This is a genomic window from Brevundimonas sp. Root608, assembly GCF_001427825.1.
Classification (GTDB): Bacteria; Pseudomonadota; Alphaproteobacteria; order Caulobacterales; family Caulobacteraceae; genus Brevundimonas.
The window spans coordinates 1-21,126 of sequence record NZ_LMGT01000011.1 but is presented as its reverse complement, the minus strand read 5'-3'; the positions used below and the strand labels follow the sequence as shown (position 1 = coordinate 21,126).

Genomic DNA, 21,126 nt, shown 5'->3' with positions numbered 1-21,126 from the left:
GCTGGAGATCGGGTCGACGACCGCGCTACTCCGCTTCCGGAGCCGCCTCGGCCGCGCGCGCCCGCCGCATCATCTGATCGACGATCTCCGCGCCGCGCGCATTGGCCCCCACGCTGTTCTGCTCGACGCTGTAAAGGGCCCTGAGATAGTCCATGTCCCAAGGCGTCAGACCCGGGACCGCCGGGTCCGAGAAGACGTTGAGCACCGTCTCGAACGACGCGACGTCCGCCAGGGGATCCACCTGGGCCAGAGCCACCAGGGCGCAGTAGTCGGCCAGCTGCGCCAGCGAAACCCCCGCCGTCTTCTGCACGTCGACCACGATGATGGCCTTCAGCAAATCATCGCGGATGTCGGTGCGAATGCGCGAGGCGGCCGAGACGTTGGTCATGGGCGCGTCGTATCCGGGAAGGCGCGTGGCCAAATGGCCCGTCTCCGAATCCACCGGCGCGCTGACGTGCCACCACCGGACCGGCGCTTCGGAGGTTCTGAATTCCTCGAGCGCCTGCAGCGACCGCGTCATCCCCGAGCCGCCGGGCCGGAAGGCCGATCTTCGCGCCTCGACGATGCGGCCAGCCACCGCGCGGCCGTCGGCGGCGGCGATAATAAGGACATTGGGGCTGCAGCCGGGCTCCCCCGCGGTCAGGCCCAGCTCCCGGGCGACATCCGAGGCCCGGTCCACGATATACTGGGCGACCTCGCCGCGCAGGTTGACGACGCCGATGCAGACCGGGCCGTTCCAGCGAGCCGGTCCGCGAACCCCGGCCGGAGCGGCCACCTCGCCCACGAAATCCAGGATAACCGAGCGCAGGCGACGGCCCTCGACCACCACGTCCTCCAGCTGGGCCGGCTCCTGGGCCGGCGGAACCTGGGGTCCTCCGGGGGTCTGGACCAGCAAACCCAAGGCTAACGCCAGAGCTGAAAACGACATGGACTTCCCTCCCGCATGACGAGAGCCAGAGCTAGGTCGACAAGATGGCCGGACAAGGGCCGCAATGTCTCAGGGCAGACGCCCGGCCGGGGTCGCCGTTCACAGCGCCGGCCGGGACCGGACGATCAGATGTCGTCGTCTTCCTTGAGCAGCTCTTCCTTGGTGATCGGCGTGTCGGTCACCTTGGCCGTGTCGAAGATCAGGTCGCAGACCTTCTCCTCATAGATCGGGGCGCGCATCTGGGCGGCGGCGTTGGGGTTCTGGCGATAGAAGTCCAGCACCTGACGCTCCTGACCCGGATAGTTGCGGGCCTCGTTCATGATGGCGTTGTTGAGCTCCTGGTCGGTGACCTGGACGTTGTTGGCGCGGCCGATCTCGGCCAGCACCAGACCCAGGCGCACGCGGCGCTCGGCGATCTTGCGGTATTCTTCCTTGAGCTTCTTCTCGGACTTCTTGGCGTCCTCTTCCGGCAGGCGGCCGGCTTCCTTGTCGGCCTGGACCTGGCCCCAGATGCCGTCGAACTCGGCCTCGACCATCTTGGGCGGCAGGGGGAAGTCATGGGCCTTGTCCAGGGCGTCCAGCAGGGCGCGCTTCAGCTTGAAGCGGGCGGCGCCGACGTACTGCTGGTTCAGATTGGTGCGCAGCAGTTCCTTCAGCTTGTCCAGCGACTCGATGCCGATGCGCTTGGCGAATTCCTCGTCCACCACGGCGGGGGCCTCGGCCTTGATGGCCTTGACCTTGACGTCGAAGGTCACGGCCTTGCCGGCCAGATGGGCGGCCTGGTAGTCGGCCGGGAAGGTCACGTTCAGGACCTTCTCGTCGCCGACCTTGGCGCCCTTCAGCTGCTCTTCGAAGCCGGGGATGAAGCGGTTGGAGCCGATCACCAGCTGGGTGTCCTCGGCGGCGCCGCCCTCGAAGGGCTCGCCGTCCAGCTTGCCGAGGAAGTCGATGGTGACCTCGTCGCCGTCGGCGGCCTTCACGGTCTTGCCGGTCTTTTCGACATACGACTTGGCCTGGCCGGCCAGTTCGGTCAGGGCCTCGTCCAGATCGGCGTCCGACGCTTCATAGGTCGGGCGTTCCAGCTTCAGCTTCTTGACGTCGGTGGGGGTGAAGTCGGGCATGACCTCCAAGGCCATTTCGTAGGCCAGGTCTTCCGTCCCTGCGATGACCTTGTCCATGTCCGAGGTCAGCTTCATCTCGGCGGGCGCGGCCGGACGCACCTTGGCGTCGTCGAGGGCCTTCTGGCTCGAGGTGTTCAGCGCGTCATTGACGATTTCGCCCATCAGGTCGCGGCCGAAGGTCTTCTTGACGTGCGACATCGGCACCTTGCCGGGACGGAAGCCCTTCAGCTTCATCTGCGGCGCAACTTCCTTCAGCTTGGCGTCCAGCTTCTGGTTCAGCTCGGCGGCGGGAATGGTCACCGCGATGACGCGGCTGAGACCTTCGTTGGACTTTTCGACAACTTGCATGGCCGGGATTCTGACGCTCTGTGGCGGCGCCATTGAGGCAGGCGCTGCGCGGTGTGGGTAAAGCAACAAGGGCCGCCCTTTGGAGGCGGCGCCTTTGAAGCCCGCCCTTATGTCGAGGACGGTCCCAAAGGTCAACGTGAGACGCGGGGCAAGGGACGGTTTCGATTGAGGCGAAGGCGCGCTATCCAGACCCCATGAGCCCCTCCCCCGCCCCCATCGGCGTCGCCGTCTTCCCGGTCACGCCGCTGCAGCAGAACTGCACCCTTGTCTGGTGCCGCAAGACGATGAAGGCCGCGGTCATCGATCCGGGGGCCTCGGTCGACGCCCTGCTGGCCGCGGTGGCCAGCCAGGGACTGACGCTGGACGCCATCTGGATCACCCACGGCCACCTCGATCACGCCGGCGGCGCGGCGGAGATGCAGGAGAAGACCGGCCTCGACATCATCGGCCCCCACCCGGACGACCAGTTCTGGATCGACGGCATCCCCGCCCAGGGCCAGATGTACGGCCTGCCGGACGCCCGCAGCTTCACCCCGACCCGCTGGCTGGCCGACGGCGACGTGCTGACCCTGGGGGAGACGACCTGGGAGGTCTGGCACTGCCCGGGGCATACGCCGGGCCATGTCATCTTCTTCAACCGCGCCGCCCGGTTCGCCCAGGTCGGAGATGTCCTGTTCAAGGGCTCCATCGGCCGCACCGACTTCCCGCGCAGCGACCACGCCAGCCTGCTGAACGCGATCACGACGAAGCTCTGGCCGCTGGGCGACGATGTCGCCTTCGTTCCGGGGCACGGCCCGACCTCGACCTTCGGGGCCGAGCGCCGGACCAATCCGTTCGTCTCGGACGAGGCGATGCGCCGGGCGCCGATCGCGCGCCCGGCGTCCGGCCCGTCCTGATGCGCCTGTCCTGGCGCGCGGGCGGCTAGCGTGCGGCCAGAAGGCCGATCACCACGCCGATGCCGAGGGCGTAGAGGGTCGCCTTGACCGGCTCCGCCTCGACCGCCCCGCGCAAACGTTCGGCCCGGGCCCGGCCCCAGTCGCGCGCATGCCGTGCATCCTCGGGGATCGCCCGGTGCAGCGGCCGCGCGCCGAAACTCCGGGCCTCGTCCTCCGCCAGAATGGCGTCGGCCTGACGCTCCAGCGCGGCCGTGGTTTCGGCGGCGTCCTCGATGTCCTCGACGTTGGTCTGGCCGGTGTAGGTCTCGGTCATGGAAGGGCTCCTGCGGGCTGTGGGGGGTAAGCCGGTCAAACCGCCGCCAGGGGACCGGGTTCCGGGCAAAACGCGGCCCTCCCGAAACGTGATTGAACAGCTTCCTGCCGCGGGACGTTTCCTCTCCAGCAAGGAGACCCCGATGACCTATATCGAGCCAGACAGCCCGGGCGGCCAGCCCGAGATCATGCCGCCGGAAACGCCGGGGCCGGACATGGATCCGGGCGCCGCTCCGGAGGAAATGCCGCAACAGGATGTTCCCGGCGGCGAGCCGGGTGACGCCCGTCCCTATGGCGGGTGATGACGCAAACCCTGTGATTCGTTCGCAATTCCGTGACCGGGACGCCGGAACCGGACGCGGACGGGAGGGTTCAGTCCAGCAACCGCCACCGCCGCCACGAAAGGAAACCCAGATGGCTCAAGGTCAGCCCACACGTGCCTCGGGCGTGTCCAAACGGGGCTTCGCCTCGATGGACCCGGAACGTCAGCGCGAGATCGCCCGCAAGGGCGGGGCCAGCGTGCCCAGCGAGAAACGCAGCTTCTCCCAGGACCGCAGCCTCGCCGCACAGGCCGGCCGCAAGGGGGGTGAAGCCTCCCACGGCTCTCGCGTTCGCGAGCCCGGCGCGACGGACTGACGCGCGATCCAGACCAACAGAGGGACGGCGTCCGCAAGGGCGCCGTCCCTTGTGGCGTCAGGCCTCCAGGAGCGCCAGCGCCACGGCGGGCTCCTCGCCCTTTTCGAACGCAGCCACGGACCAACCCGCCGCCCCCGTAAGGTCGCGCACGGATTGCTCGCTGAATTTCCGTGAGTTCTCGGTGTGGATCGTTTCACCCCGGACAAACCGGATGACCTGGCCGTCGAGGTCGACCGTCATGTCGCGCGTCGCCTCCAGATGCATCTCCATCCGTGACTGCGATGGATTCCAGACGGCCCTGTGCGCGAAGGCGTCGACGTCGAAATTGGCCCCGAGTTCACGATTGGCCCGGACGAGCAGGTTCCGGTTGAAGGCCGCGGTCACGCCGGCGGCGTCGTCATAGGCGGCGATCAGCGTCTCCGGCGCCTTGACCAGATCGACGCCGAGAATGAACAGGGCGTCGTCGCCCAGGAGCGAGCGCGCGGCCTTCAGGAAGGCGACAGCCTCTTCCGGCTCGAGATTGCCGATGGTCGAACCTGGGAAGAAGCCGACCCGCCGGCCCTGGCCGATCCCCGCCGGCAGGGTTCCCAGATGCAGGAAATCGCCGACCAGGGGGGCGACCTTCAGCGTCGGATAGGTCTCGGCGATCCGCCGGGCGGCCGCGTCCAGGGCGTCGGCGCTGATATCGATCGGCACATAGGCGGACAGGTCCGGGGCCGCATCGAGCACGATCCGCGTCTTCTCGCTGGCGCCCGAGCCGAACTCGACCAGCACCGCGTCCGGGCCGAACCGGCCCGCCCATTCCGACACCACGCGACGCAACAGCGCCGCTTCCTGCCGGGTCGGATAGTATTCGGGCAGCCGGGTGATTTCCTCGAACAGATGCGACCCTTCGGCGTCATAGAACCATTTCGGCGAGGCGACCTTGGGCGAGCGGGAGAGCCCGGCGATCAGGTCCCTGCGGAAACGGGCGGTTTCGCCGGGTTCGTTTTCCCGTTTCAGCGGCGCCGGGGCGTCCTCGGCCAGTCGCAGTCCCATGAACGCCCACCTTTGATGCGGATAGAAGAAGTTGCGGTACGTGACCCGCGCGTGGCCCGGCGGCGTGGCGAAGGACGAACCCCGCAGCACCATCTGGTTGGCCATGAACTTGCCGTTGTATTCCGAGGCCGTGCCCTCGGTCGGCCGGAAACCGGCGTAGGGGGCGTAGGCGCTGGCGGTCCATTGCCAGGCCTCGCCGAAGGCGTTGGCGAAGGCGAAGGCGTCGGGGCGGCATCGCACCGCATGCTCCCACTCGGCCTCGCTCGGCAGCCGCTTGCCGGCCCAGCGGGCGTAGGCGTCGGCCTCGTAAAAGCTCACATGCGCGACCGGCTCGGCCGGATCGACGTCCACGCGGCCGGTCAGGGTCATCCGCGTCCGGCGGTCCGCCTCGTCGCGCCAGTACAGGGGCGCGGTCCAGCCCTCGGCCTTCACCATCGCCCAGCCGTCCGCCAGCCACAGCTCCGGACGGGCGTAGCCGCCATCCTCGATGAAGGCGATCCAGTCGCCGTTGGTGACCAGATCGTTGGCCAGCGCATAGGGCTCGAGCCAGACGCGATGGGCCGGCCCCTCGTTGTCGAAGGCGAAGGCCGCGCCGCCGTGGCCGATTTCCACCAGGCCGCCGTCGCAGCGCGTCCAGCCGCCGCGCGGCGGTTCCAGCGGGCTCGAACGCGGCGTCCGGTCATAGGCCGCGGGATCCAGCGGCGAGCGCGACATCAGGTTCAGCAGGTCCATCAGGAACAGCTCCTGATGCTGCTGGTCGTGATGCAGGCCCAGGGTGAACAGATAGCGGCGCAGGGGGTCCGCATCCCCCTGCCCCAGCCAGGCCGTCATGCGCCGGTCGATCTCGCGGCGATAGGCGAGGACCTCCTCCAGCGACGGCCGGGTCATCAGGCCGCGCTCGCCGCGCTCCACACGCGGGCCGAGGGCTTCGTAATAGCTGTTGAACAGGGTCTGGAACCGCGGATCGACAGGCTGGTAGCCGGGCTCCCCGGCCAGGATCAGGGCCTCGAAGAACCAGCTGCTGTGCGCCAGATGCCATTTGCCCGGGCTGCAGTCGGGCATGGACTGGGCCGAGAGATCCTCGGCGCCGAGACCGGTCGCCAGCGCGGGCATGGCCGCCCGGACCTCGCGATAGCGCGTCAGGTCCCCGGCGATCCCGTCGGGGATGGGCGATGGCGCGTTCATCTGGTCCGCCCCTGGCAGTTGACGCCGGACCGGCGCTCGGGCTTCGAACGGCCCGGGGTCCCGGTTTGTTCCAAGTTAGGAACTCCCGGTGACGCTTCAAGCGCCCGGCGGCGCCTAAAGCGTGGAGATGGCCTCGATGACCTCGTCGACGGCCGCTTCTTCGGTCGCCCAGGAGCAGACGAACCGGACCGAACCGTCGTCGAAGCGGTAGCAGGCCCAGCCCATGTCGTTCAGCCGCTGGTGCGCCGCGGGGGGCATGCGCACGAACACCGCATTGGCCTCGACGGGATGGGCGAGGGTGAAGGGCGAGCGGGCGGCGACGCCGGCCGCCAGCCGCTGGGCCATCAGATTGGCGTGGGCGGCGCCGTCCTCCCAGGCGTTGGTCTCCAGCAGACCGAGGAAGGGCGCGGACAGGAAGCGCGCCTTGGACGCCGTCTGCCCCGCCTGTTTCAGCCGATTGTCGATCCGCCGCGACAGGCTCTTGTCGAACATGACGATGGCCTCGGCGCAATTGGCTCCGGCCTTGGCCCCGCCGAACACCAGCACGTCCACGCCCAGCCGCGCGATCTGGGTCAGGTCGAAGCCCGCCGCCGCCGCATTGGCCAGCCGGGCGCCGTCCATATGCACGCCGAAGCCCTTAAGCTTCACCGGTTCGATCAGGTGGCGCAGTTCTTCCTCGGTGTAGACCGTGCCGTATTCGGTCGACTGGGTCAGGCTCAGCGCCGCCGGTGGCTGGCGATGGCCGACCTCCGGCTCGTCGAGGGCGGCGTGCAGCGCCAGCGGATCGATCTTGCCCGAAAAGCCCGGCAGGCCGATCAGGCCCACGCCCGAGCCGAAGAAGCCCGGCGCGCCGGTCTCGTCCGTGCACACATGGGCGGCGTGATGGGCCAGCACCGCCTCGTGCGGCCAGGCCAGCATGGACAGGGCGATGGCGTTGGCCGCCGTGCCCGAAAAGACGAAGCGGATGTCCGCGTCCGCGTCCAGCCGGCGGCGGATCAGGTCGGCGGCGCGCGCCGTGACGTCGTCAGAGCCATAGGCCCGGGCGAAGCCGTCGTTGGCCTCGATGAGCGACTGCATCGCCGCCGGCGCCATGCCCGCCGTATTGTCGGATCCGAAATCGTAGCGCACGCCTCAGCCCTCGCTGCCGCTGTCCTGATGGGCGTCGCCCGGCGACGGATCGCTGGACGTACCCCGCCCCGCCTTGCGCGCCGGAGACGCCTCGGCCGGGATGTTCCCGCCATAGGGCACGGCGACCTGATGGGGAAACGGGATTTCGATCCCGGCGGCGTCCAGCGCCTCCTTGGCGGCCTGAAACACGTCGGCCTTGGCCTGCCAGTAGTCGTCGGACTTCGTCCACGCCTGCAGCGTCATCTCGACCGCACTGTCCTTCAGCAGCGTCACCCCGGCCCAGGGCGCGGGATCGGCCAGGACGTGTTCATGCGCCGAGGCGGCGCCGATCAGCGCCTCCCGCGCGGTGTTCAGATTGTCGCCGTAGCCGACGCTGATCTTCAGCTCCATCCGCCGGGTCTTCTGGCCGGACAGGTTCAGGATGGTGTCGCTGAACACCTTGGCGTTGGGGACGACGATCTTGACGTTGTTGGCGTCCGACATCTGGGTCAGGAACAGGTCCAGGCGCTGGACCGTGCCGACCCGTCCGCCCACGTCGATCAGGTCGCCGACGCGATACGGCCGCAGGATCAGCAGCATCACGCCCGCCGCCACGTTCGACAGCGTCCCCTGCAGGGCCAGGCCGACCGCCAGGGAGGCGGCGCCCAGAACCGCTATGATCGAGGTCGTCTGCACGCCCAGCCGCTGCAGCACGGCGATCAGGCCGATGATGTAGACCAGCACCCGCACCACCTGCACGGCGAAGCTGAGCACCGTCGGATCGTGCCGGAACCCCCGCACGCGGGACAGGGCCCGGCGCGTCAGGCCGCAGGCCCAGCGCGAGATGAAGACCGTCGCGATCAGGATGATCAGGGCCACGGTCAGATTGACCGCGAAATCGCCGGCCATGTCGGTCAGCTTGGCGATCATGACGGCGTCCACCGCGGCGGCCTTCTGGCCGGCGGAAACCGCCTCGTTCAGGGGAGCGACGGGGGAGGACATGAGCCGGGTCTAACGCCTTGGCCCTGATTTGGAACCCCGGCCCCTGCATTTCCGCTTCTGGCCGGACCGCCGCCATTCTAGACCATGACCATGACCGACTCCGCGAAACTTTCGGCTCTCAAGGTCGGCGTCGACGTGCCCTGGGTCACCAGCTGGACCGGCGAGCCGGTGCTGGGCGTGCGGCCCTGCCCTTCGGTGAACGGCGCGCTGGCCATCGTCCAGGCCGACCACGCCGGCCACGGAAAGCCGCTGTATTCGCAGAACCATGCGGTGCGGCAGCGGCTGTCGGTTCGCGACATGCTGTGCCCGATGTGCGGAAAGCCGACGTCGCCGGAAGACCGCTACACCCAGGTCGCGCACCCGTTCACGGCGGGAGCCCTGCGCGCGACCGGACGCGGGGGCGCCCTTCCGGCCGACATCGAGGACGACCGGGTCCTCGTCGACGCCGGCGCCATCGCCCCCCTGCACAAGGCCTGTTCGACCCGGTCGCTGCGGTACTGCCCGCATCTGAAGGCCGATCCGAACATCGACGTGCGCCCCTTCCCCCGGTCGTGGGTTGTGCTGCCCCTGACGGTGCGGGCCGAAGCGCCGCCGCAGCTGTTTCTGGCCAGAGCCGAGCCGCGCCGCGAGGTTCCCGTGATCGGCTTCCTGCAACTGTGCGGCCTGACCGACCAGCGCGACCCGTCATGGCGGAGCCGGAGTCAGCCCGCCGCCGGCTGAGCGATCCGTCCGCCGCCGCTCTCGATCGCGTCCAGCAGATCCATGACGTCGGCGATGGTGTTCGCCTCGCGCGCCGGCTTGTCCCAGCGGATGCGGCTGACCCGCGGAAAGCGCATCGCCACCCCGGACTTGTGCCGCGTCGACCGGTTCAGCCCCTCGAAGGCGATCTCCAGCACAAGGCCGAAGTCCCGCTCGGCCCGGACCGAGCGCACCGGGCCGAACCGCTCGACCGTGTGGTCCCGCACGAATTTGTCGAGCTGCTTCAACTCCTCGTCGGTGAAGCCGAAATAGGCCTTGCCGACGGGGGTCAGCGGCCCCTCCTCCGTCCAGACGCCGAAGGTGTAGTCCGAATAGAAGCTGGACCGCTTTCCGTGACCCCGCTGGGCGTACATCAGGACCGCGTCGATGACGTGCGGATCGCGCTTCCACTTGAACCACGGCCCCTTGGGACGGCCGGCCACATACGGACTGTCCCAGCGTTTCAGCATCAGCCCCTCGGCCGCCGCCCCCACGGGCGGATCGGCGCGCAGGACCGCGAGGTCCTCCCAGCTTGCGTATGTCACCACCGGCGAGAGGTGCAGGCGGTCCCCGCCCTGCCCGGCGACGGCCTCGAGCCGCGCCCGCCGATCCCGAAGCGGCAGGGCCCGCAGGTCCTCTCCCTGATCCGCCAGGATGTCATAGGCCACGATCGCCGCCGGAAAGGCCGCCATCGTCTTAGCGTCGACCGTCTTGCGGTTCAGCCGCTGCTGCAGGTCGCCGAACGGCGCCACCCCTCCCTCCCGCCAGACCACCAGCTCTCCATCCAGCGCGCCTTCGAACGCCAGCCCCGCCATGACATCGGGGAAGGCCCCGGAAATCTCGTCGCCGGTCCGCGAATACAGCTTCTGCACCCCGGCCTCGCGCACCGCCTGAACGCGGATGCCGTCCCATTTCCACTCGGCGGCGAAATCGGCGGGCGACAGGCGGGGGAAGTCGACCGCCTCGTCGATGGCCACCGCCAGCATGACCGGCCGGAACCGGCCGGGGGCGTCGCCGCTCGGGCGCTCGGACCTTCCCTCCAGCCAGGCGAACAGGTCCGCGTAGGGCGGCTCCAGCGCGTGCCAGATTTCCTCGATGTCCGAGGCGTCTACGGGCTCAAGCGCGGTCACGGCCTCCGCGCCTTCGGGATCCGGCGGTTCGCTGACGGCGGCGGGGCGCATCATCGCCGCCGCCGTCTTGGCCAGGCGGGCTGACAGTCCGACGCGCAGCCCGCCCGTCATCAGTTTCAGCAAGGCCCACCGTCCCTTGGGCTCGAGAGCGTCCAGCCAGCCTTCCAGCAAATCCTTGACCTCGCCCCGACCGGCGGTGCGCAGGGCCTCCACCACCTCCCCCAGGTCCGGCTCCCGGTTGGGCCGGTAGTCAGGATAGCGGGGCCAGATCAGCGCCACCGTCTCGGCCAGGTCGCCGACATAGTCGTGGGACCACCTGAACAGCACCGGATCGACGCGGGCCTCGACCGCCTTGCGGATCATCGCCGGCTTGGCCGCGTCGAAGCTCAGCTCGCCTGTCAGGGACGCCAGCGCCCAGCCCCGGTCCGGATCGGGGGTCGCTCTCAGATAGTCCCGCAGCAGCACCAGCTTCGCGTTACGCGACGCCGTCAGCGACAGTCGGTCCAGCAGTTCGGCGAAGGCGCGCATCGGACCTCATGTAAGTGTCTCCGACCCAAACGGAAAACGCCCCGGAGGTTTCCCTCCGGGGCGTCATGTCCACCGGCGTGGAGCCGTCTAGTTGAACAGGCTCGCGATCACCGCGGCGATCAGGCCGCTGTTCGTGTTGGACAGGACCGCGTCATTGCCGCTGCGGACGTACTGATAACCGCGGGGCGGGGCTTGCAAGCCGTAGCGGGCGTAGTCGTCCACGACATACTGGTCCGAGCGGTAGGAGGACGGCATGCTCTGGCCATAGGCCCACTGACGGGTCTGGTATCCGCGCGGCGCCTGGTAGCGGCCGGCGTTGTAGCGGCGCTCGGCCCGCTGCCAGCGAGCGTAGGCGCGCTGTTGTTGACGGGCCTCACGACGGTCCTCGCGGGCGTCCTGACGCCATTCGCGGCGGTCGCTGCGGTCATCCCGGCGGTCGCCGCGGTCATCACGGCGATCATCGTGACCGTTCTGGCGGTGTTCGTGATGGCCGCGCGATTGGGCTTCGGCCGCGGAGGCCACGCCGAGCGAGCTCAGGGCGAGCGTGGCGGCGATGGCGGCGGTGAGAATCTTCTTCATCCGATGTCTCCAGATGCGGCCGAAGGATTTCGACTTGGCCGCACTCTGGTCCCCCGCCCTTGAGCCGGATGTGAACGCCCGTGGTCATCCGTCGTTCAGACGGCGGTCGCCTTTGGAACGCTATCGGGAGCGACTGGCGCTCAGGCCGCGGCGGCCTGGGGGTTCTCGACGCAGCTGCGGAGGCCGGCCCGGCCCGCGCCGACGCGGTTCATCAGATGGGCGAGGGCCGAGAAGTCGATCGGCTTGTTCAGATAGGCGTCGGCCCCCGCGTCCAGGCCGGCGGCGTGGTCCTCGCTCCGCGCCGAGGCGGACAGAACGACGATCGGCGTCTCGCGGTTGGCTCCGTCCCCCGCGCGAATGGCCCGGGTGGCGGTCAGGCCGTCCATCACCGGCATGTTCACATCCATGATGATCAGGTCGAAGGTCTGATCCGCCGCGATGGCGACGGCGACCTGGCCGTTCTCGGCGCTGGTCGAGGCGTGTCCGGCCGAGCCCAGCCAGGCCTCCAAGATCATTCGGTTGACGGGGTGGTCCTCGACCACCAGGACGTTCAGCGCCTGGCCGTCGGCCACCTCGGCGTGGATCGGTTCCGCCGCCTCCTGACGCGCCCATTCGACGACCTCGGACTCGACCGAGAAGGTGAAGGTGGAGCCGGCGCCCACCGCAGACGTCACGGTGATGTCGCCGCCCATGATGTTGGCCATGCGGCGGGCGATCGTCAGGCCCAGGCCCGTGCCGCCGAAACGCCGCGTCGAGGAGCCGTCGACCTGGGTGAACGGCTGGAACAGCCGCGCCAGGTCTTCCGGTGAAATGCCGGCGCCGGAATCGGTCACGGCGAAGTCGAACCGGATCCGGTCCTCGGCCAGACGTTCGCCGCGGACGACATAGGTGACGTCGCCGCGGTCGGTAAATTTCACGGCGTTTGACAGCAGATTGTGGATGACCTGACAGACCCGCAGCGGGTCGCCGCGAACCACGGAGGGAATATCGCCCTCGAAACGGGTCGCGAAGGTCAGGCCCTTGGCCTCGGCCTGGGCCTGGAACGGTCCCGTGACGCGCTTGTGCAGGTCGTCGATGGACACGTCGATGATCTCGAAGGTCATCTTGCCCGCTTCGATCTTGGTCATGTCCAGGATGTCGTTCAGCAGGCTCAGCAGATTGTCGCCGGAGTTGCGGATGATCGACAGATACTCCCGCTGCGTCTGCTCCAGACGCGTGGCGCCCAGCAGCTGGGCGGCGCCGAGGACGCCGTTCATGGGCGTGCGCAACTCGTGGGAGATGACGCCCAGGAAGCTGGACTTGGCTTCGTTGGCGGCGTTCGCCCGGTCGCGGGCCGTTTCAAGCTCCTCGATCAGATGCGCCTGATGCTCCTGGAAGGCGCGGATGCGTTCTTCCCGCAGCATGGTCATCATGACCAGGACGACCAGACCCGCGCCGGTGAACGGCACCACGGCCAGGAACTGCCAGAAGATCGGCGTGCCCCACAGGCTGGCGGCGATGACGAGGGCGGCGACGCCGTAAGGCGAGGAAATCACGATGGCCTGGCGCGGCGAACTGCGCAGCTGGGCGAACACCAGCACATAGCCCGAGACCAGCAGGGCCATCGCCAGCGAGTGGCCGAACTCTGCGCCCGAGAACCAGGCCAGCAAGGGCGCCGTGGCCCATGCGGCGGTGGTCGCCGTCGCCACGGCGGGGAACACCAGGCCCCAGCCCGCGCCCACCCGGTCGCTGATGCGTTTCTCGACCGCGCCCCGGACGGCGCCGGCGGCGACTGTCCCCAGGAACCAGAGTGCGGCGGTGCCCAGGCCGACCGTGGCAAGCAGGCCGAGCGCCCATGTGCCGATGATCATATAGCGCAGGTATTGGGTCTGCAGGATCGCACGGAGCGCCTGCGCGGCTTCGCCAGCGCCCGGCTCGCCGTTCATGGACTTGCCGATGCCGTCGGATTCCACCATGCGCGCGCCCAGCCCCCTTTAGGTCCCGGGGCCGAACGCTATGGGGAAGTCTCTAAGACGAGATGAACGATTACATTTCTGCAAGGTCGAGGTTCGACGAACGTCACGCGTCCGCTTCCGCCGGCGTCAGCGCCCGGATCGACAGGGCGTGCACCGGCCCCGCCAGTTCGGCCCGCAACAGGTCGTTGACCGCCCGCTGACGCTGCACCCGTCCCAGCCCCTCGAACACCGCCGACACCACGGTCAGGTTGAAGTGACTTTCGCCCCCGGGCCGGCCATCCAGTCCGCCCTCGTGGTGGTGTCCGGCGTGCCGACCGCTGTCGTCCTCGATCACCAGACGCGCGGGAGACAGGCCCGCCGTCAGTTTTTCCCGGATAATCGTCGCAATCGGGCCTTCCGGCATGGCTGTGTCCTTGTTGGTGACCAATTCGACCTTACACTGGCGCCGATGTCATCCGAGTTTGAATACAAGCCCCGCTTCAAGGACATGCGAATCAAGCCGCCGCGCCCCGAGGAGGAGGCGGCGGAGGCCGACGTCCTGCATCTGAAGCCCGGCGAGAAGGCCTGCAACTGGCCCGATTGCCGCGCCCCCGCCACGGCCCGGGCGCCCAAGTCGCGCGAACGGCTCAACGACTTCTATGATTTCTGCCAGCGCCACGCGGGCGAGTACAACAAGGGCTGGAATTTCTACGCCGGCATGAGCGACGGCGAGGTCCGCGCGGCCAAGGAAAACGAGGCCATGACCGGCGGTCGCCCGACCTGGGAAATGAAAGCTGGAAAGTTCAGCCGCGAGGCCGCCGCCTTCGCCTCGAAGATGGGCACGGCCAATAACAAGGGGACCGGCAGCTGGCAGGACAGCTTCGGGCTGTTCGGCCGCCGCATGAAGGAGCAGGCCGGGCCCGCGGGCGAGGACACGCTTCGCCTCGGCAAGCTGGAGCGCGCGGCCCTGACGGTGCTCGACCTCGACGCCCGCACGGACAAGGCCGGGGTCAAGGCGCGCTATCACGAGATGCTGAAACGCTTCCATCCCGACCTGAACCAGGGCGATCGCGGCGCCGAGGCCAAGCTGCAGAGCGTCATCAAGGCCTACAAGACGCTGAAAAAGGCGGGGCTGGCGAGCTGACGCCCCGGATGCAACCAACGTTCTTCGGAACGGTTTGAGGTATCCGCGGCGCTTGGAGGCGCTACCCCCGCATGTTCGGCAAATTCCCGCGCCGCAATAACCGCAAGGCCCGGATTTCCCGCTGGTTCGCCAGCGAACGGGGCAGCGACCTGCACACCTTCGACCTCCACGACCTCGGCTCAAGGCTCGGCGCCCTGGTTTCGGCGCTCCTGCGGGCCCGCACCGTTCGCCGCGCCGCCGACAAGGCCTGACGCGCCGTTCCCGATTGAGCCGTCCGCGGCTCCGATCTAGGCTCGTGTCATGGCGGCCCAGCCCCAGGTCCTGATCGTCGGCGCCGGTCCCGCGGGACTGGCCGCGGCGCTGTTCCTCAGCCGGCGCGACGTGCCCGTCCGCATCATCGAGGCGGCCCTTGAGCCGATCCGGACCTCCAAGGCGCTGGGCGTCAATCCGCGCACCCACGTCCTGCTGGAGGAAACGGGCGTGACCGCCCGCATCCTCGCCGAGGCGCAGGAATTGCGGACCCTGTTCGTGCATCACAACGGCAAGCCGCTGACGACCGTCAGGCCGGACTGGAAGGCGCTGGGCGCGACCCATCCGATGGTCATCCTGCCCCAGGCCCGCACCGAGGCCCTGCTGACGGAAGCCCTCGCCCCGTTCGGCGTCGCCCCGGAGCGCGGCAGTGCGTTGACCGCCGTGTCGCAGACCGGTGACGTCGTCACCGCGACTCTCGCCCACGGCGAGACCATCACCGCGCCCCTGCTTCTCGCCGCAGACGGCGCGCATTCCACCGTCCGCAAGGCGCTGGACCTCGACTTCCCCGGCGACGGCTGGGACGAGCCATGGCAGCTGATGGACGTCGACATCGACGGGCTGCAGCCCGACCAGGGCTGGGTCGACCTGCACGACGAGGGCGTCCTGCTGGCCCTGCCCTTTTCGGGCAAGACCTTCCGCCTGATCGGCTTCGGCCGCCCGCTGCTGGAGAACCTGCCGTCCGAATGGACCGTCGGGACCATCCACTGGGAAAGCGATTTCCGCATCTCGCACCGCATGGTCGAGCGCATGACCGTCGGCCGCATCTGCCTGGCCGGCGACGCCGCCCACATCCATTCGCCGATGGGCGCGCGGGGCATGAACCTGGGCATCGAGGACGCCTTCGTCTACGCCGCCTGCGCCGCCGACTTCCTGAACGGAGAGGCCGGCCGGCTCGAGGACTACAACCGCATCCGCCACCCCGTCGACGCCGCCGTCGTCGAGCGCGTGCGCGGCCTGACCAACCTGATCCGCAACACCTCGCCGCTGGCCGACTGGCTCAAGGGCGTGGTCCCGCCCCTGCTCTCGCACCTGCCGTTCGCGCTCAATGCGGGCCTTCGTGTCGGCATGGGCCTCGACCACCCGGTGACGGTGCGGTAATCGCACCCTCATGACCTCCCCGCTCGACGCCACCCCCGATCCCCTGCTGACGCTTGAACCGCATCGCCGCGCCACGGTGCGCGAGATCTTCGGCGTCGACTCCGACATGGTCGTGCCGGTCTTCACCGAGCGCGACAGCCATGTGCCCGAGATCGACCCGGCCTATCGCTTCGACCCGCAGACGACGACGGCCATCTGCGCCGGCTTCGCCTTCGACCGCCGCGTCATGGTCCAGGGCTATCACGGCACCGGAAAGTCGACCCATATCGAACAGGTCGCCGCGCGCCTGAACTGGCCGATGGTGCGGGTGAACCTCGACAGCCACGTCAGCCGCATCGACCTGGTCGGCAAGGACGCCATCGTCCTCAAGGACGGGAAACAGATCACGGAATTCCGCGAGGGCATGCTGCCCTGGGCCATCCAGCGCCCGATCGCCCTGTGCTTCGACGAATACGACGCCGGCCGTCCCGACGTGATGTTCGTCATCCAGCGCGTGCTCGAGGCCCAGGGCCGCCTGACCCTGCTGGACCAGAACCGCGTCATCCGCCCGAACAAGTGGTTCCGCCTGTTCTCGACCACCAACACCATCGGTCTCGGCGACACCTCGGGCCTGTACCACGGCACCCAGCAGATCAATCAGGGCCAGATGGACCGCTGGAACATCGTCACCACGCTCAACTACCTCGACCATGACGTCGAGGCCGAGATCGTCGCCGCCAAGGTCCCCGAATGGCAGGACGCCGAGGGCCGCCGCCGCATCGCCGCCATGGTCCGCGTCGCCGACATGACCCGCAACGCCTTCATGAACGGCGACATCTCCACGGTGATGAGCCCGCGCACCGTGATCACCTGGGCCCAGAACGCCATCATCTTCGCCGGCGACGTGGGCCTGGCCTTCCGGCTGACGTTCCTGAACAAATGCGACGAGCTGGAACGGCCGACGATCGCAGAGTTCTACCAGCGGGCGTTCGGAGAGGACCTGCCCGAGGCGGCGACGCGGGTGAAGGTGGGGTAACCCATTCCTCCTCTCCCCGCCGGCGAAGGAACGCCAGACCTGGACCGCCGCAGAAAACATCCGCGCCGGACCTCTTGCCGCAGGAACCGCGGGCCCCGACGTACGCTTCGGTTGCAGGCCTCCCCGCCCTGTTCACAGCAAGGAATTCTCGCATGACCGACCAACGCATCGACGGAGCCGCCACCGAACTCGAAGGCAAGGCCCAGTCCGGGCTCGGCCGCATGACCGGCGACAGCAAGCTGCAGCTCGAGGGCAAGTTCAACGAGGTCAAGGGCCAGGCCCGCGACGCCTATGGCCGCGTCATCGACGGCCTCGACGGCCTCGTCGCCAAGGCCCCGGTCCAGTACCAGGACAAGGCCCGCCAGGGCCTCGACTTCGCCCGCCGCAAGCCGCTGCTGACCACCGGCATCGTCGCCGGTCTGGCCATCCTGCTGGGCGGCATCGGCCGCCGCCGCTAGACCGCCGACTAACCGTTGTCGGCCGCCTGTGCGAACAGGCGGCCGATCTCGGCATCGACCGCGCCCGGCCCATCCAGCTCGACGACGGCCGACAGGCGCTCCGACCAGCTCTCCCTGCGGACAGCCTCAGCCAGCCGCGGCGACAGGGCGGGATCCAGCTTCAGCCCGAGCAGGGCCCGTCCGCCCTTCAGCGGCCGGATCGCCGCAAACTGCACCGCCCGCGAGAATGAGGTGTAGCCCTTCCGCTGGCCGGAGATGACGCCCTCGACCCCCGCCGCCGCGCGCTCCAGCGCTTCCAGGATGGCCAGCGAGCGCGGCTCCGCCCACAGGGCGGCGCGCAGGCCCTCGGCGTCGTCCCAGCCCATGGCGTCCGCCGGCCGCGCGGCGCTGAGGATATGGGCCGCGTGGTTGGCGCCGAGGCCGTGCGTCGCCTTCAGCCAAGCCGCCTGGGCCTTGGGCCGGGTCTCCGGACAGCCCTTGAGGATGTCGACCCAGACCGCCACCGGCCGTCCGGTGGCGGTTTCGAAATTGGCCTCGACCGTGGCGAACCATTTCCGCTGCCGTTCGGTCAGCCCCGCGCCGCTCTTCATGGTCCGCTCCTCCGCTCCGCCGGGACCTTGCCCCCGCCCGCGACAAAGAAAAAGGCCCCGGCGTCGCCGCCGGGGCCTCGATCGTTGCGGCGGACGACGCCGGTCAGTCCGCGGCCTGGGCCTCGACCGCCTTGGTCTGGGCCGCGCTGGGTCCGCTGACGTCGAAGGCGATCTTGCCGTCAGTCAGGGTGACCTTCACATGGCCGCCGCGCGTCAGGCGTCCGAACAGGATGTCGTCGGCCAGCGGCTTCTTGATGTGCTCCTGGATGACCCGGGCCAGTGGCCGCGCGCCATACAGTTCGTCGAAGCCGTTCTTGGCCAGCCAGTCGGCCGCCTCGTCGGTCAGTTCGATGGTGATGTTCCGGTCCGCCAGCTGAGCCTCCAGCTGGATGATGAACTTCGTCACCACCGACTTGATGGTCTCGGCGTCCAGCGCCTTGAAGGCGACGATGGCGTCGAGACGGTTGCGGAACTCGGGCGCGAACAGGCGCTGGATGGCCTTGTCGTCCTCGCCCTCGACCTTGCCCCGGCCGAAGCCGATCGAGGCGCGGGCGTTGTCGGCGGCCCCGGCGTTGGTGGTCATGATCAGGATGGTGTTCCTGAAATCGACCTTCTTGCCGACCGCGTCGGTCAGCATGCCGTTGTCCATCACCTGCAGCAGGATGTTGTAGACGTCCGGGTGGGCCTTCTCGATCTCGTCCAGCAGGACCACGGCGTGCGGATGCTGGTCGACGGCGTCGGTCAGCAGGCCGCCCTGGTCATGGCCGACATAGCCCGGAGGCGCGCCGATCAGCCGGCTGACGGTGTGCCGCTCCATATATTCGGACATGTCGAAGCGCAGCATCTCGATGCCGAGGGTCGAGGCCAGCTGCTTGGCCACCTCGGTCTTGCCGACGCCCGTCGGGCCGCTGAACAGGAAGGCGCCGATCGGCTTCTGCGGGTCGCGCAGGCCGGCGCGGGCCAGCTTCATGGCCGCGGAAACCTGTTCGATGGCCGACGACTGGCCGAAGACGACCCGGTTCAGGTCGGTCTCGAGCTGACGCAGGCCCTCGGTGTCGGACTTGGAGACCGACTTGGCCGGGATGCGGGCCATGCGGGCGATGACGGCCTCGACCTCCTTCTGGCCGATGACCTTCTTCCGCTTCGACTCGGACAGCAGCATCTGGCTGGCGCCCGCCTCGTCGATCACGTCGATCGCCTTGTCCGGCAGTTTGCGGTCGGTCATGTAGCGGGCCGACAGCTCGACCGCCGTGCGCAGGGCCGCGTCGGTGTAGCGGACCTTGTGGTGGCCTTCGTAGGAGGTCTTCAGCCCCTTGAGGATCTTGATCGTGTCCTCGACCGTCGGCTCGTTGACGTCGATCTTCTGGAAGCGGCGGGCCAGGGCCCGGTCCTTCTCGAAATGCTGGCGGTACTCCTTGTAGGTGGTGGAGCCCATGCAGCGCAGGCTGCCCGAGGCCAGAGCCGGCTTCAGCAGGTTGGAGGCGTCCATGGCCCCGCCCGAGGTCGCGCCGGCCCCGATCACCGTGTGGATCTCGTCGATGAACAGGATGGCGTTGTCGTGCGTCTCCAGTTCCTTGACGACCTGTTTCAGCCGCTCCTCGAAGTCGCCGCGATAGCGGGTGCCAGCCAGCAGCGCCCCCATGTCGAGGCTGTAGATGGTGGCGCCTTCCAGCACCTCCGGGACCTCGTGGTTGACGATCTTGCGGGCCAGGCCTTCGGCGATAGCGGTCTTGCCGACGCCCGGGTCGCCGACCAGCAGCGGGTTGTTCTTGGTGCGCCGGCACAGGATCTGGATCGCCCGCTCGACCTCGGCGTGGCGGCCGATCAGGGGGTCGATCTTGCCCTTGCGCGACTTCTCGTTGAGGTCGACGCAATAGGCCTCCAGCGCTTCTCCGCCGGTCTTGGCGGCGGCCGCGTCCTCGGCGTCCTCGGGGCTGGCGCCGGTCTTGGCCGGACGCGTCTCGCCCGAACCGCCGGCCTTCTTGGCGATGCCGTGGGCGATGTAGTTGACCGCGTCATAGCGGGTCATGTCCTGCTCCTGCAGGAAGTAGGCGGCGTGGCTTTCGCGCTCGCTGAAAATGGCGACCAGAACGTTGGCGCCGGTGACCTCCTCGCGGCCCGAGCTCTGGACGTGGATCACGGCGCGCTGGATCACGCGCTGGAAGCCGGCCGTGGGCTTGGCGTCCTCGCCGTCGCTGGTGGCGAGCGCCGCCAGATCGGTGTCGACATACAGGGTCAGCGCCGCCTTGAGGTTCACCAGGTCGACGTTGCAGGCGGTCATCACATTGGCCGCGTCGGGGTCGTCGATCAGCGCCAGCAGCAGATGCTCGAGCGTGGCGTACTCATGCCGGCGCTCGTTGGCGTAGTGCACGGCGCGGTGCAGGGTCTCTTCGAGAGGACGAGAAAACGAGGGCATGGACAGATCCTCTCAGTCTTTTTCCATCGTGCATTGCAGGGGGTGCTGGTGGCGGCGGGCGGTCTCGATCACCTGTGCGACCTTGGTTTCGGCCACCTCGTAGGTGAAGACGCCGCAGACCCCGACTCCATGCTGATGCACATGCAGCATGATGCGAGTCGCGGCCTCGCGGTCCTTTTGAAAGAACCGCTCCAGCACATAGACGACGAATTCCATCGGCGTGTAGTCGTCGTTCAGGATCAGCACCCGGTACAGCGAGGGCTTCTGAAGTTTCGGCTTGGTCTCGGTGACGGTGGCGGCCCCGAGGCCTCCATCGTTCTGTTCACCTGGCCTGCGTGACGGCGGCATTCGTGGTCCAGTTTGGGGAAGTAGATGGAGCAGATAGGGAATGATGGCCTGAATTGAAGGCGCGTCCAGTCACAGCTTTATGTTTTGCCGCAGGCTGAAGCCCTCTCCGACCGCGGGGCCGGAAAGTGCGGGGAGGTCGCGGAGCGCGGGCGGCTAGCCCGGAACCGGAATGTGGCCCCCTGCTTTCGCGTTACGGGGACCGGACTGTGTTTTCGGCGTCGCCGCCTTCGCTCCGCGCGACCGGTTCACGCAAGCCGACGGGG

22 protein-coding genes are annotated in these 21,126 nt (G+C 68.6%); 9 read left to right on the top strand and 13 right to left on the bottom strand.

The window, feature by feature from the left end; genetic code table 11:
- Window positions 1–25 precede the first annotated feature (25 nt).
- Both ASD59_RS13535 and tig read right to left on the bottom strand, forming a co-directional pair.
- The gene (locus tag ASD59_RS13535) at window positions 26–928 is read right to left on the bottom strand and encodes a hypothetical protein (protein ID WP_156377045.1); all 903 of its coding nucleotides are present in this window, start codon (window positions 926–928) and stop codon (window positions 26–28) included.
- A 125-nt stretch (window positions 929–1,053) separates the two neighbouring features.
- Entirely contained in the window at window positions 1,054–2,397 is a 1,344-nt protein-coding gene (tig, locus tag ASD59_RS13530) for a trigger factor (protein ID WP_055832573.1), read from the bottom strand.
- 194 nt (window positions 2,398–2,591) lie between these two features.
- Here tig and ASD59_RS13525 point away from each other — a divergent pair, with 194 nt between their 5' ends.
- Window positions 2,592–3,293, top strand: a complete 702-nt coding sequence (locus ASD59_RS13525; protein ID WP_055832572.1) for an MBL fold metallo-hydrolase — start codon at window positions 2,592–2,594, stop codon at window positions 3,291–3,293.
- Window positions 3,294–3,318: 25 nt separating this feature from the next.
- Here ASD59_RS13525 and ASD59_RS13520 read toward each other — a convergent pair whose 3' ends face one another.
- Window positions 3,319–3,606, bottom strand: coding sequence for a hypothetical protein (locus ASD59_RS13520; RefSeq protein ID WP_055832570.1), 288 nt, complete (start codon window positions 3,604–3,606; stop codon window positions 3,319–3,321).
- A gap of 142 nt (window positions 3,607–3,748) precedes the next feature.
- On the opposite strand from ASD59_RS13520, the gene ASD59_RS14465 reads away from it, so the two are divergent.
- Window positions 3,749–3,907, top strand: a complete 159-nt coding sequence (locus ASD59_RS14465; RefSeq protein ID WP_200943720.1) for a hypothetical protein — start codon at window positions 3,749–3,751, stop codon at window positions 3,905–3,907.
- Between the two features lie 112 nt (window positions 3,908–4,019).
- A complete protein-coding gene (locus ASD59_RS13515) occupies window positions 4,020–4,241 on the top strand; it encodes a general stress protein (protein WP_055832569.1) in 222 nt (73 codons plus the stop codon).
- Between the two features lie 57 nt (window positions 4,242–4,298).
- On the opposite strand, the gene egtB is transcribed toward ASD59_RS13515, so the two are convergent.
- From egtB to ASD59_RS13500, 3 genes are all read right to left on the bottom strand, one after another.
- Window positions 4,299–6,464 carry an ergothioneine biosynthesis protein EgtB gene (gene egtB, locus ASD59_RS13510; RefSeq protein ID WP_055832567.1) on the bottom strand — a complete coding sequence of 722 codons (2,166 nt, stop codon included), beginning with the start codon at window positions 6,462–6,464 and terminating at the stop codon, window positions 4,299–4,301.
- A gap of 114 nt (window positions 6,465–6,578) precedes the next feature.
- Window positions 6,579–7,592, bottom strand: a complete 1,014-nt coding sequence (locus ASD59_RS13505; RefSeq protein ID WP_082560208.1) for a threonine aldolase family protein — start codon at window positions 7,590–7,592, stop codon at window positions 6,579–6,581.
- 3 nt (window positions 7,593–7,595) lie between these two features.
- Window positions 7,596–8,573: a mechanosensitive ion channel family protein gene (locus tag ASD59_RS13500; protein ID WP_082560207.1), complete on the bottom strand. Its 978-nt coding sequence runs from the start codon at window positions 8,571–8,573 to the stop codon at window positions 7,596–7,598.
- A 90-nt stretch (window positions 8,574–8,663) separates the two neighbouring features.
- Here ASD59_RS13500 and ASD59_RS13495 point away from each other — a divergent pair, with 90 nt between their 5' ends.
- Window positions 8,664–9,293, top strand: a complete 630-nt coding sequence (locus ASD59_RS13495) for a hypothetical protein (RefSeq protein ID WP_055832655.1) — start codon at window positions 8,664–8,666, stop codon at window positions 9,291–9,293.
- Here ASD59_RS13495 and ASD59_RS13490 read toward each other — a convergent pair.
- The 4 genes from ASD59_RS13490 to ASD59_RS13475 all read right to left on the bottom strand — a co-directional run bounded on the left by ASD59_RS13490 (window position 9,275) and on the right by ASD59_RS13475 (window position 13,906).
- A complete protein-coding gene (locus ASD59_RS13490) occupies window positions 9,275–10,969 on the bottom strand; it encodes a cisplatin damage response ATP-dependent DNA ligase (RefSeq protein ID WP_055832565.1) in 1,695 nt (564 codons plus the stop codon). The genes ASD59_RS13495 and ASD59_RS13490 overlap by 19 nt on opposite strands.
- Window positions 10,970–11,056: 87 nt before the next feature.
- Window positions 11,057–11,548 (bottom strand): RcnB family protein, encoded by a 492-nt coding sequence (locus tag ASD59_RS13485; protein ID WP_055832564.1) that lies wholly within the window; start codon window positions 11,546–11,548, stop codon window positions 11,057–11,059.
- Between the two features lie 140 nt (window positions 11,549–11,688).
- Window positions 11,689–13,503 (bottom strand): ATP-binding protein, encoded by a 1,815-nt coding sequence (locus ASD59_RS13480; protein WP_055832562.1) that lies wholly within the window; start codon window positions 13,501–13,503, stop codon window positions 11,689–11,691.
- Between the two features lie 103 nt (window positions 13,504–13,606).
- Window positions 13,607–13,906, bottom strand: coding sequence for a BolA family protein (locus tag ASD59_RS13475; RefSeq protein WP_055832652.1), 300 nt, complete (start codon window positions 13,904–13,906; stop codon window positions 13,607–13,609).
- A gap of 45 nt (window positions 13,907–13,951) precedes the next feature.
- Here ASD59_RS13475 and ASD59_RS13470 point away from each other — a divergent pair, with 45 nt between their 5' ends.
- From ASD59_RS13470 to ASD59_RS13450, 5 genes are all read left to right on the top strand, one after another.
- Window positions 13,952–14,626 carry a J domain-containing protein gene (locus ASD59_RS13470; RefSeq protein ID WP_055832559.1) on the top strand — a complete coding sequence of 225 codons (675 nt, stop codon included), beginning with the start codon at window positions 13,952–13,954 and terminating at the stop codon, window positions 14,624–14,626.
- Between the two features lie 71 nt (window positions 14,627–14,697).
- On the top strand, window positions 14,698–14,877 hold the full coding sequence (locus ASD59_RS13465; RefSeq protein WP_055832558.1) for a hypothetical protein: 180 nt from the start codon (window positions 14,698–14,700) through the stop codon (window positions 14,875–14,877).
- Between the two features lie 49 nt (window positions 14,878–14,926).
- Window positions 14,927–16,036 (top strand): FAD-dependent oxidoreductase, encoded by a 1,110-nt coding sequence (locus ASD59_RS13460; RefSeq protein WP_055832556.1) that lies wholly within the window; start codon window positions 14,927–14,929, stop codon window positions 16,034–16,036.
- A 10-nt stretch (window positions 16,037–16,046) separates the two neighbouring features.
- The gene (gene cobS, locus ASD59_RS13455) at window positions 16,047–17,051 is read left to right on the top strand and encodes a cobaltochelatase subunit CobS (RefSeq protein WP_055832554.1); all 1,005 of its coding nucleotides are present in this window, start codon (window positions 16,047–16,049) and stop codon (window positions 17,049–17,051) included.
- 152 nt (window positions 17,052–17,203) lie between these two features.
- Complete coding sequence (locus tag ASD59_RS13450) at window positions 17,204–17,509, top strand: CsbD family protein (RefSeq protein ID WP_055832552.1); 306 nt, start codon at window positions 17,204–17,206, stop codon at window positions 17,507–17,509.
- 8 nt (window positions 17,510–17,517) lie between these two features.
- Here the strand turns inward: ASD59_RS13450 and ASD59_RS13445 are convergent, their stop codons facing one another.
- The 3 genes from ASD59_RS13445 to clpS all read right to left on the bottom strand — a co-directional run bounded on the left by ASD59_RS13445 (window position 17,518) and on the right by clpS (window position 20,863).
- Window positions 17,518–18,099: a DUF4287 domain-containing protein gene (locus ASD59_RS13445; protein ID WP_055832550.1), complete on the bottom strand. Its 582-nt coding sequence runs from the start codon at window positions 18,097–18,099 to the stop codon at window positions 17,518–17,520.
- Between the two features lie 103 nt (window positions 18,100–18,202).
- Window positions 18,203–20,515: an ATP-dependent Clp protease ATP-binding subunit ClpA gene (gene clpA / locus ASD59_RS13440; RefSeq protein ID WP_055832548.1), complete on the bottom strand. Its 2,313-nt coding sequence runs from the start codon at window positions 20,513–20,515 to the stop codon at window positions 18,203–18,205.
- A gap of 12 nt (window positions 20,516–20,527) precedes the next feature.
- Window positions 20,528–20,863 carry an ATP-dependent Clp protease adapter ClpS gene (gene clpS / locus ASD59_RS13435; protein ID WP_055832546.1) on the bottom strand — a complete coding sequence of 112 codons (336 nt, stop codon included), beginning with the start codon at window positions 20,861–20,863 and terminating at the stop codon, window positions 20,528–20,530.
- Between the last annotated feature and the right edge of the window lie 263 nt (window positions 20,864–21,126).

Bases quoted from the DNA above. Each gene is read 5' to 3' on its own strand.
- ASD59_RS13485 (WP_055832564.1), bottom strand. From the start codon at position 11,548: ATGAAGAAGATTCTCACCGCCGCCATCGCCGCCACGCTCGCCCTGAGC.
- ASD59_RS13465 (WP_055832558.1), top strand. From the start codon at position 14,698: ATGTTCGGCAAATTCCCGCGCCGCAATAACCGCAAGGCCCGGATTTCC.
- tig (WP_055832573.1), bottom strand. From the start codon at position 2,397: ATGCAAGTTGTCGAAAAGTCCAACGAAGGTCTCAGCCGCGTCATCGCG.
- ASD59_RS13490 (WP_055832565.1), bottom strand. From the start codon at position 10,969: ATGCGCGCCTTCGCCGAACTGCTGGACCGACTGTCGCTGACGGCGTCG.
- ASD59_RS13475 (WP_055832652.1), bottom strand. From the start codon at position 13,906: ATGCCGGAAGGCCCGATTGCGACGATTATCCGGGAAAAACTGACGGCG.
- ASD59_RS13470 (WP_055832559.1), top strand. From the start codon at position 13,952: ATGTCATCCGAGTTTGAATACAAGCCCCGCTTCAAGGACATGCGAATC.
- ASD59_RS13515 (WP_055832569.1), top strand. From the start codon at position 4,020: ATGGCTCAAGGTCAGCCCACACGTGCCTCGGGCGTGTCCAAACGGGGC.
- ASD59_RS14465 (WP_200943720.1), top strand. From the start codon at position 3,749: ATGACCTATATCGAGCCAGACAGCCCGGGCGGCCAGCCCGAGATCATG.
- ASD59_RS13535 (WP_156377045.1), bottom strand. From the start codon at position 928: ATGTCGTTTTCAGCTCTGGCGTTAGCCTTGGGTTTGCTGGTCCAGACC.
- clpA (WP_055832548.1), bottom strand. From the start codon at position 20,515: ATGCCCTCGTTTTCTCGTCCTCTCGAAGAGACCCTGCACCGCGCCGTG.
- ASD59_RS13445 (WP_055832550.1), bottom strand. From the start codon at position 18,099: ATGAAGAGCGGCGCGGGGCTGACCGAACGGCAGCGGAAATGGTTCGCC.
- ASD59_RS13495 (WP_055832655.1), top strand. From the start codon at position 8,664: ATGACCGACTCCGCGAAACTTTCGGCTCTCAAGGTCGGCGTCGACGTG.
- egtB (WP_055832567.1), bottom strand. From the start codon at position 6,464: ATGAACGCGCCATCGCCCATCCCCGACGGGATCGCCGGGGACCTGACG.
- ASD59_RS13480 (WP_055832562.1), bottom strand. From the start codon at position 13,503: ATGGTGGAATCCGACGGCATCGGCAAGTCCATGAACGGCGAGCCGGGC.
- ASD59_RS13450 (WP_055832552.1), top strand. From the start codon at position 17,204: ATGACCGACCAACGCATCGACGGAGCCGCCACCGAACTCGAAGGCAAG.
- ASD59_RS13460 (WP_055832556.1), top strand. From the start codon at position 14,927: ATGGCGGCCCAGCCCCAGGTCCTGATCGTCGGCGCCGGTCCCGCGGGA.
- clpS (WP_055832546.1), bottom strand. From the start codon at position 20,863: ATGCCGCCGTCACGCAGGCCAGGTGAACAGAACGATGGAGGCCTCGGG.
- ASD59_RS13520 (WP_055832570.1), bottom strand. From the start codon at position 3,606: ATGACCGAGACCTACACCGGCCAGACCAACGTCGAGGACATCGAGGAC.
- ASD59_RS13525 (WP_055832572.1), top strand. From the start codon at position 2,592: ATGAGCCCCTCCCCCGCCCCCATCGGCGTCGCCGTCTTCCCGGTCACG.
- ASD59_RS13500 (WP_082560207.1), bottom strand. From the start codon at position 8,573: ATGTCCTCCCCCGTCGCTCCCCTGAACGAGGCGGTTTCCGCCGGCCAG.
- cobS (WP_055832554.1), top strand. From the start codon at position 16,047: ATGACCTCCCCGCTCGACGCCACCCCCGATCCCCTGCTGACGCTTGAA.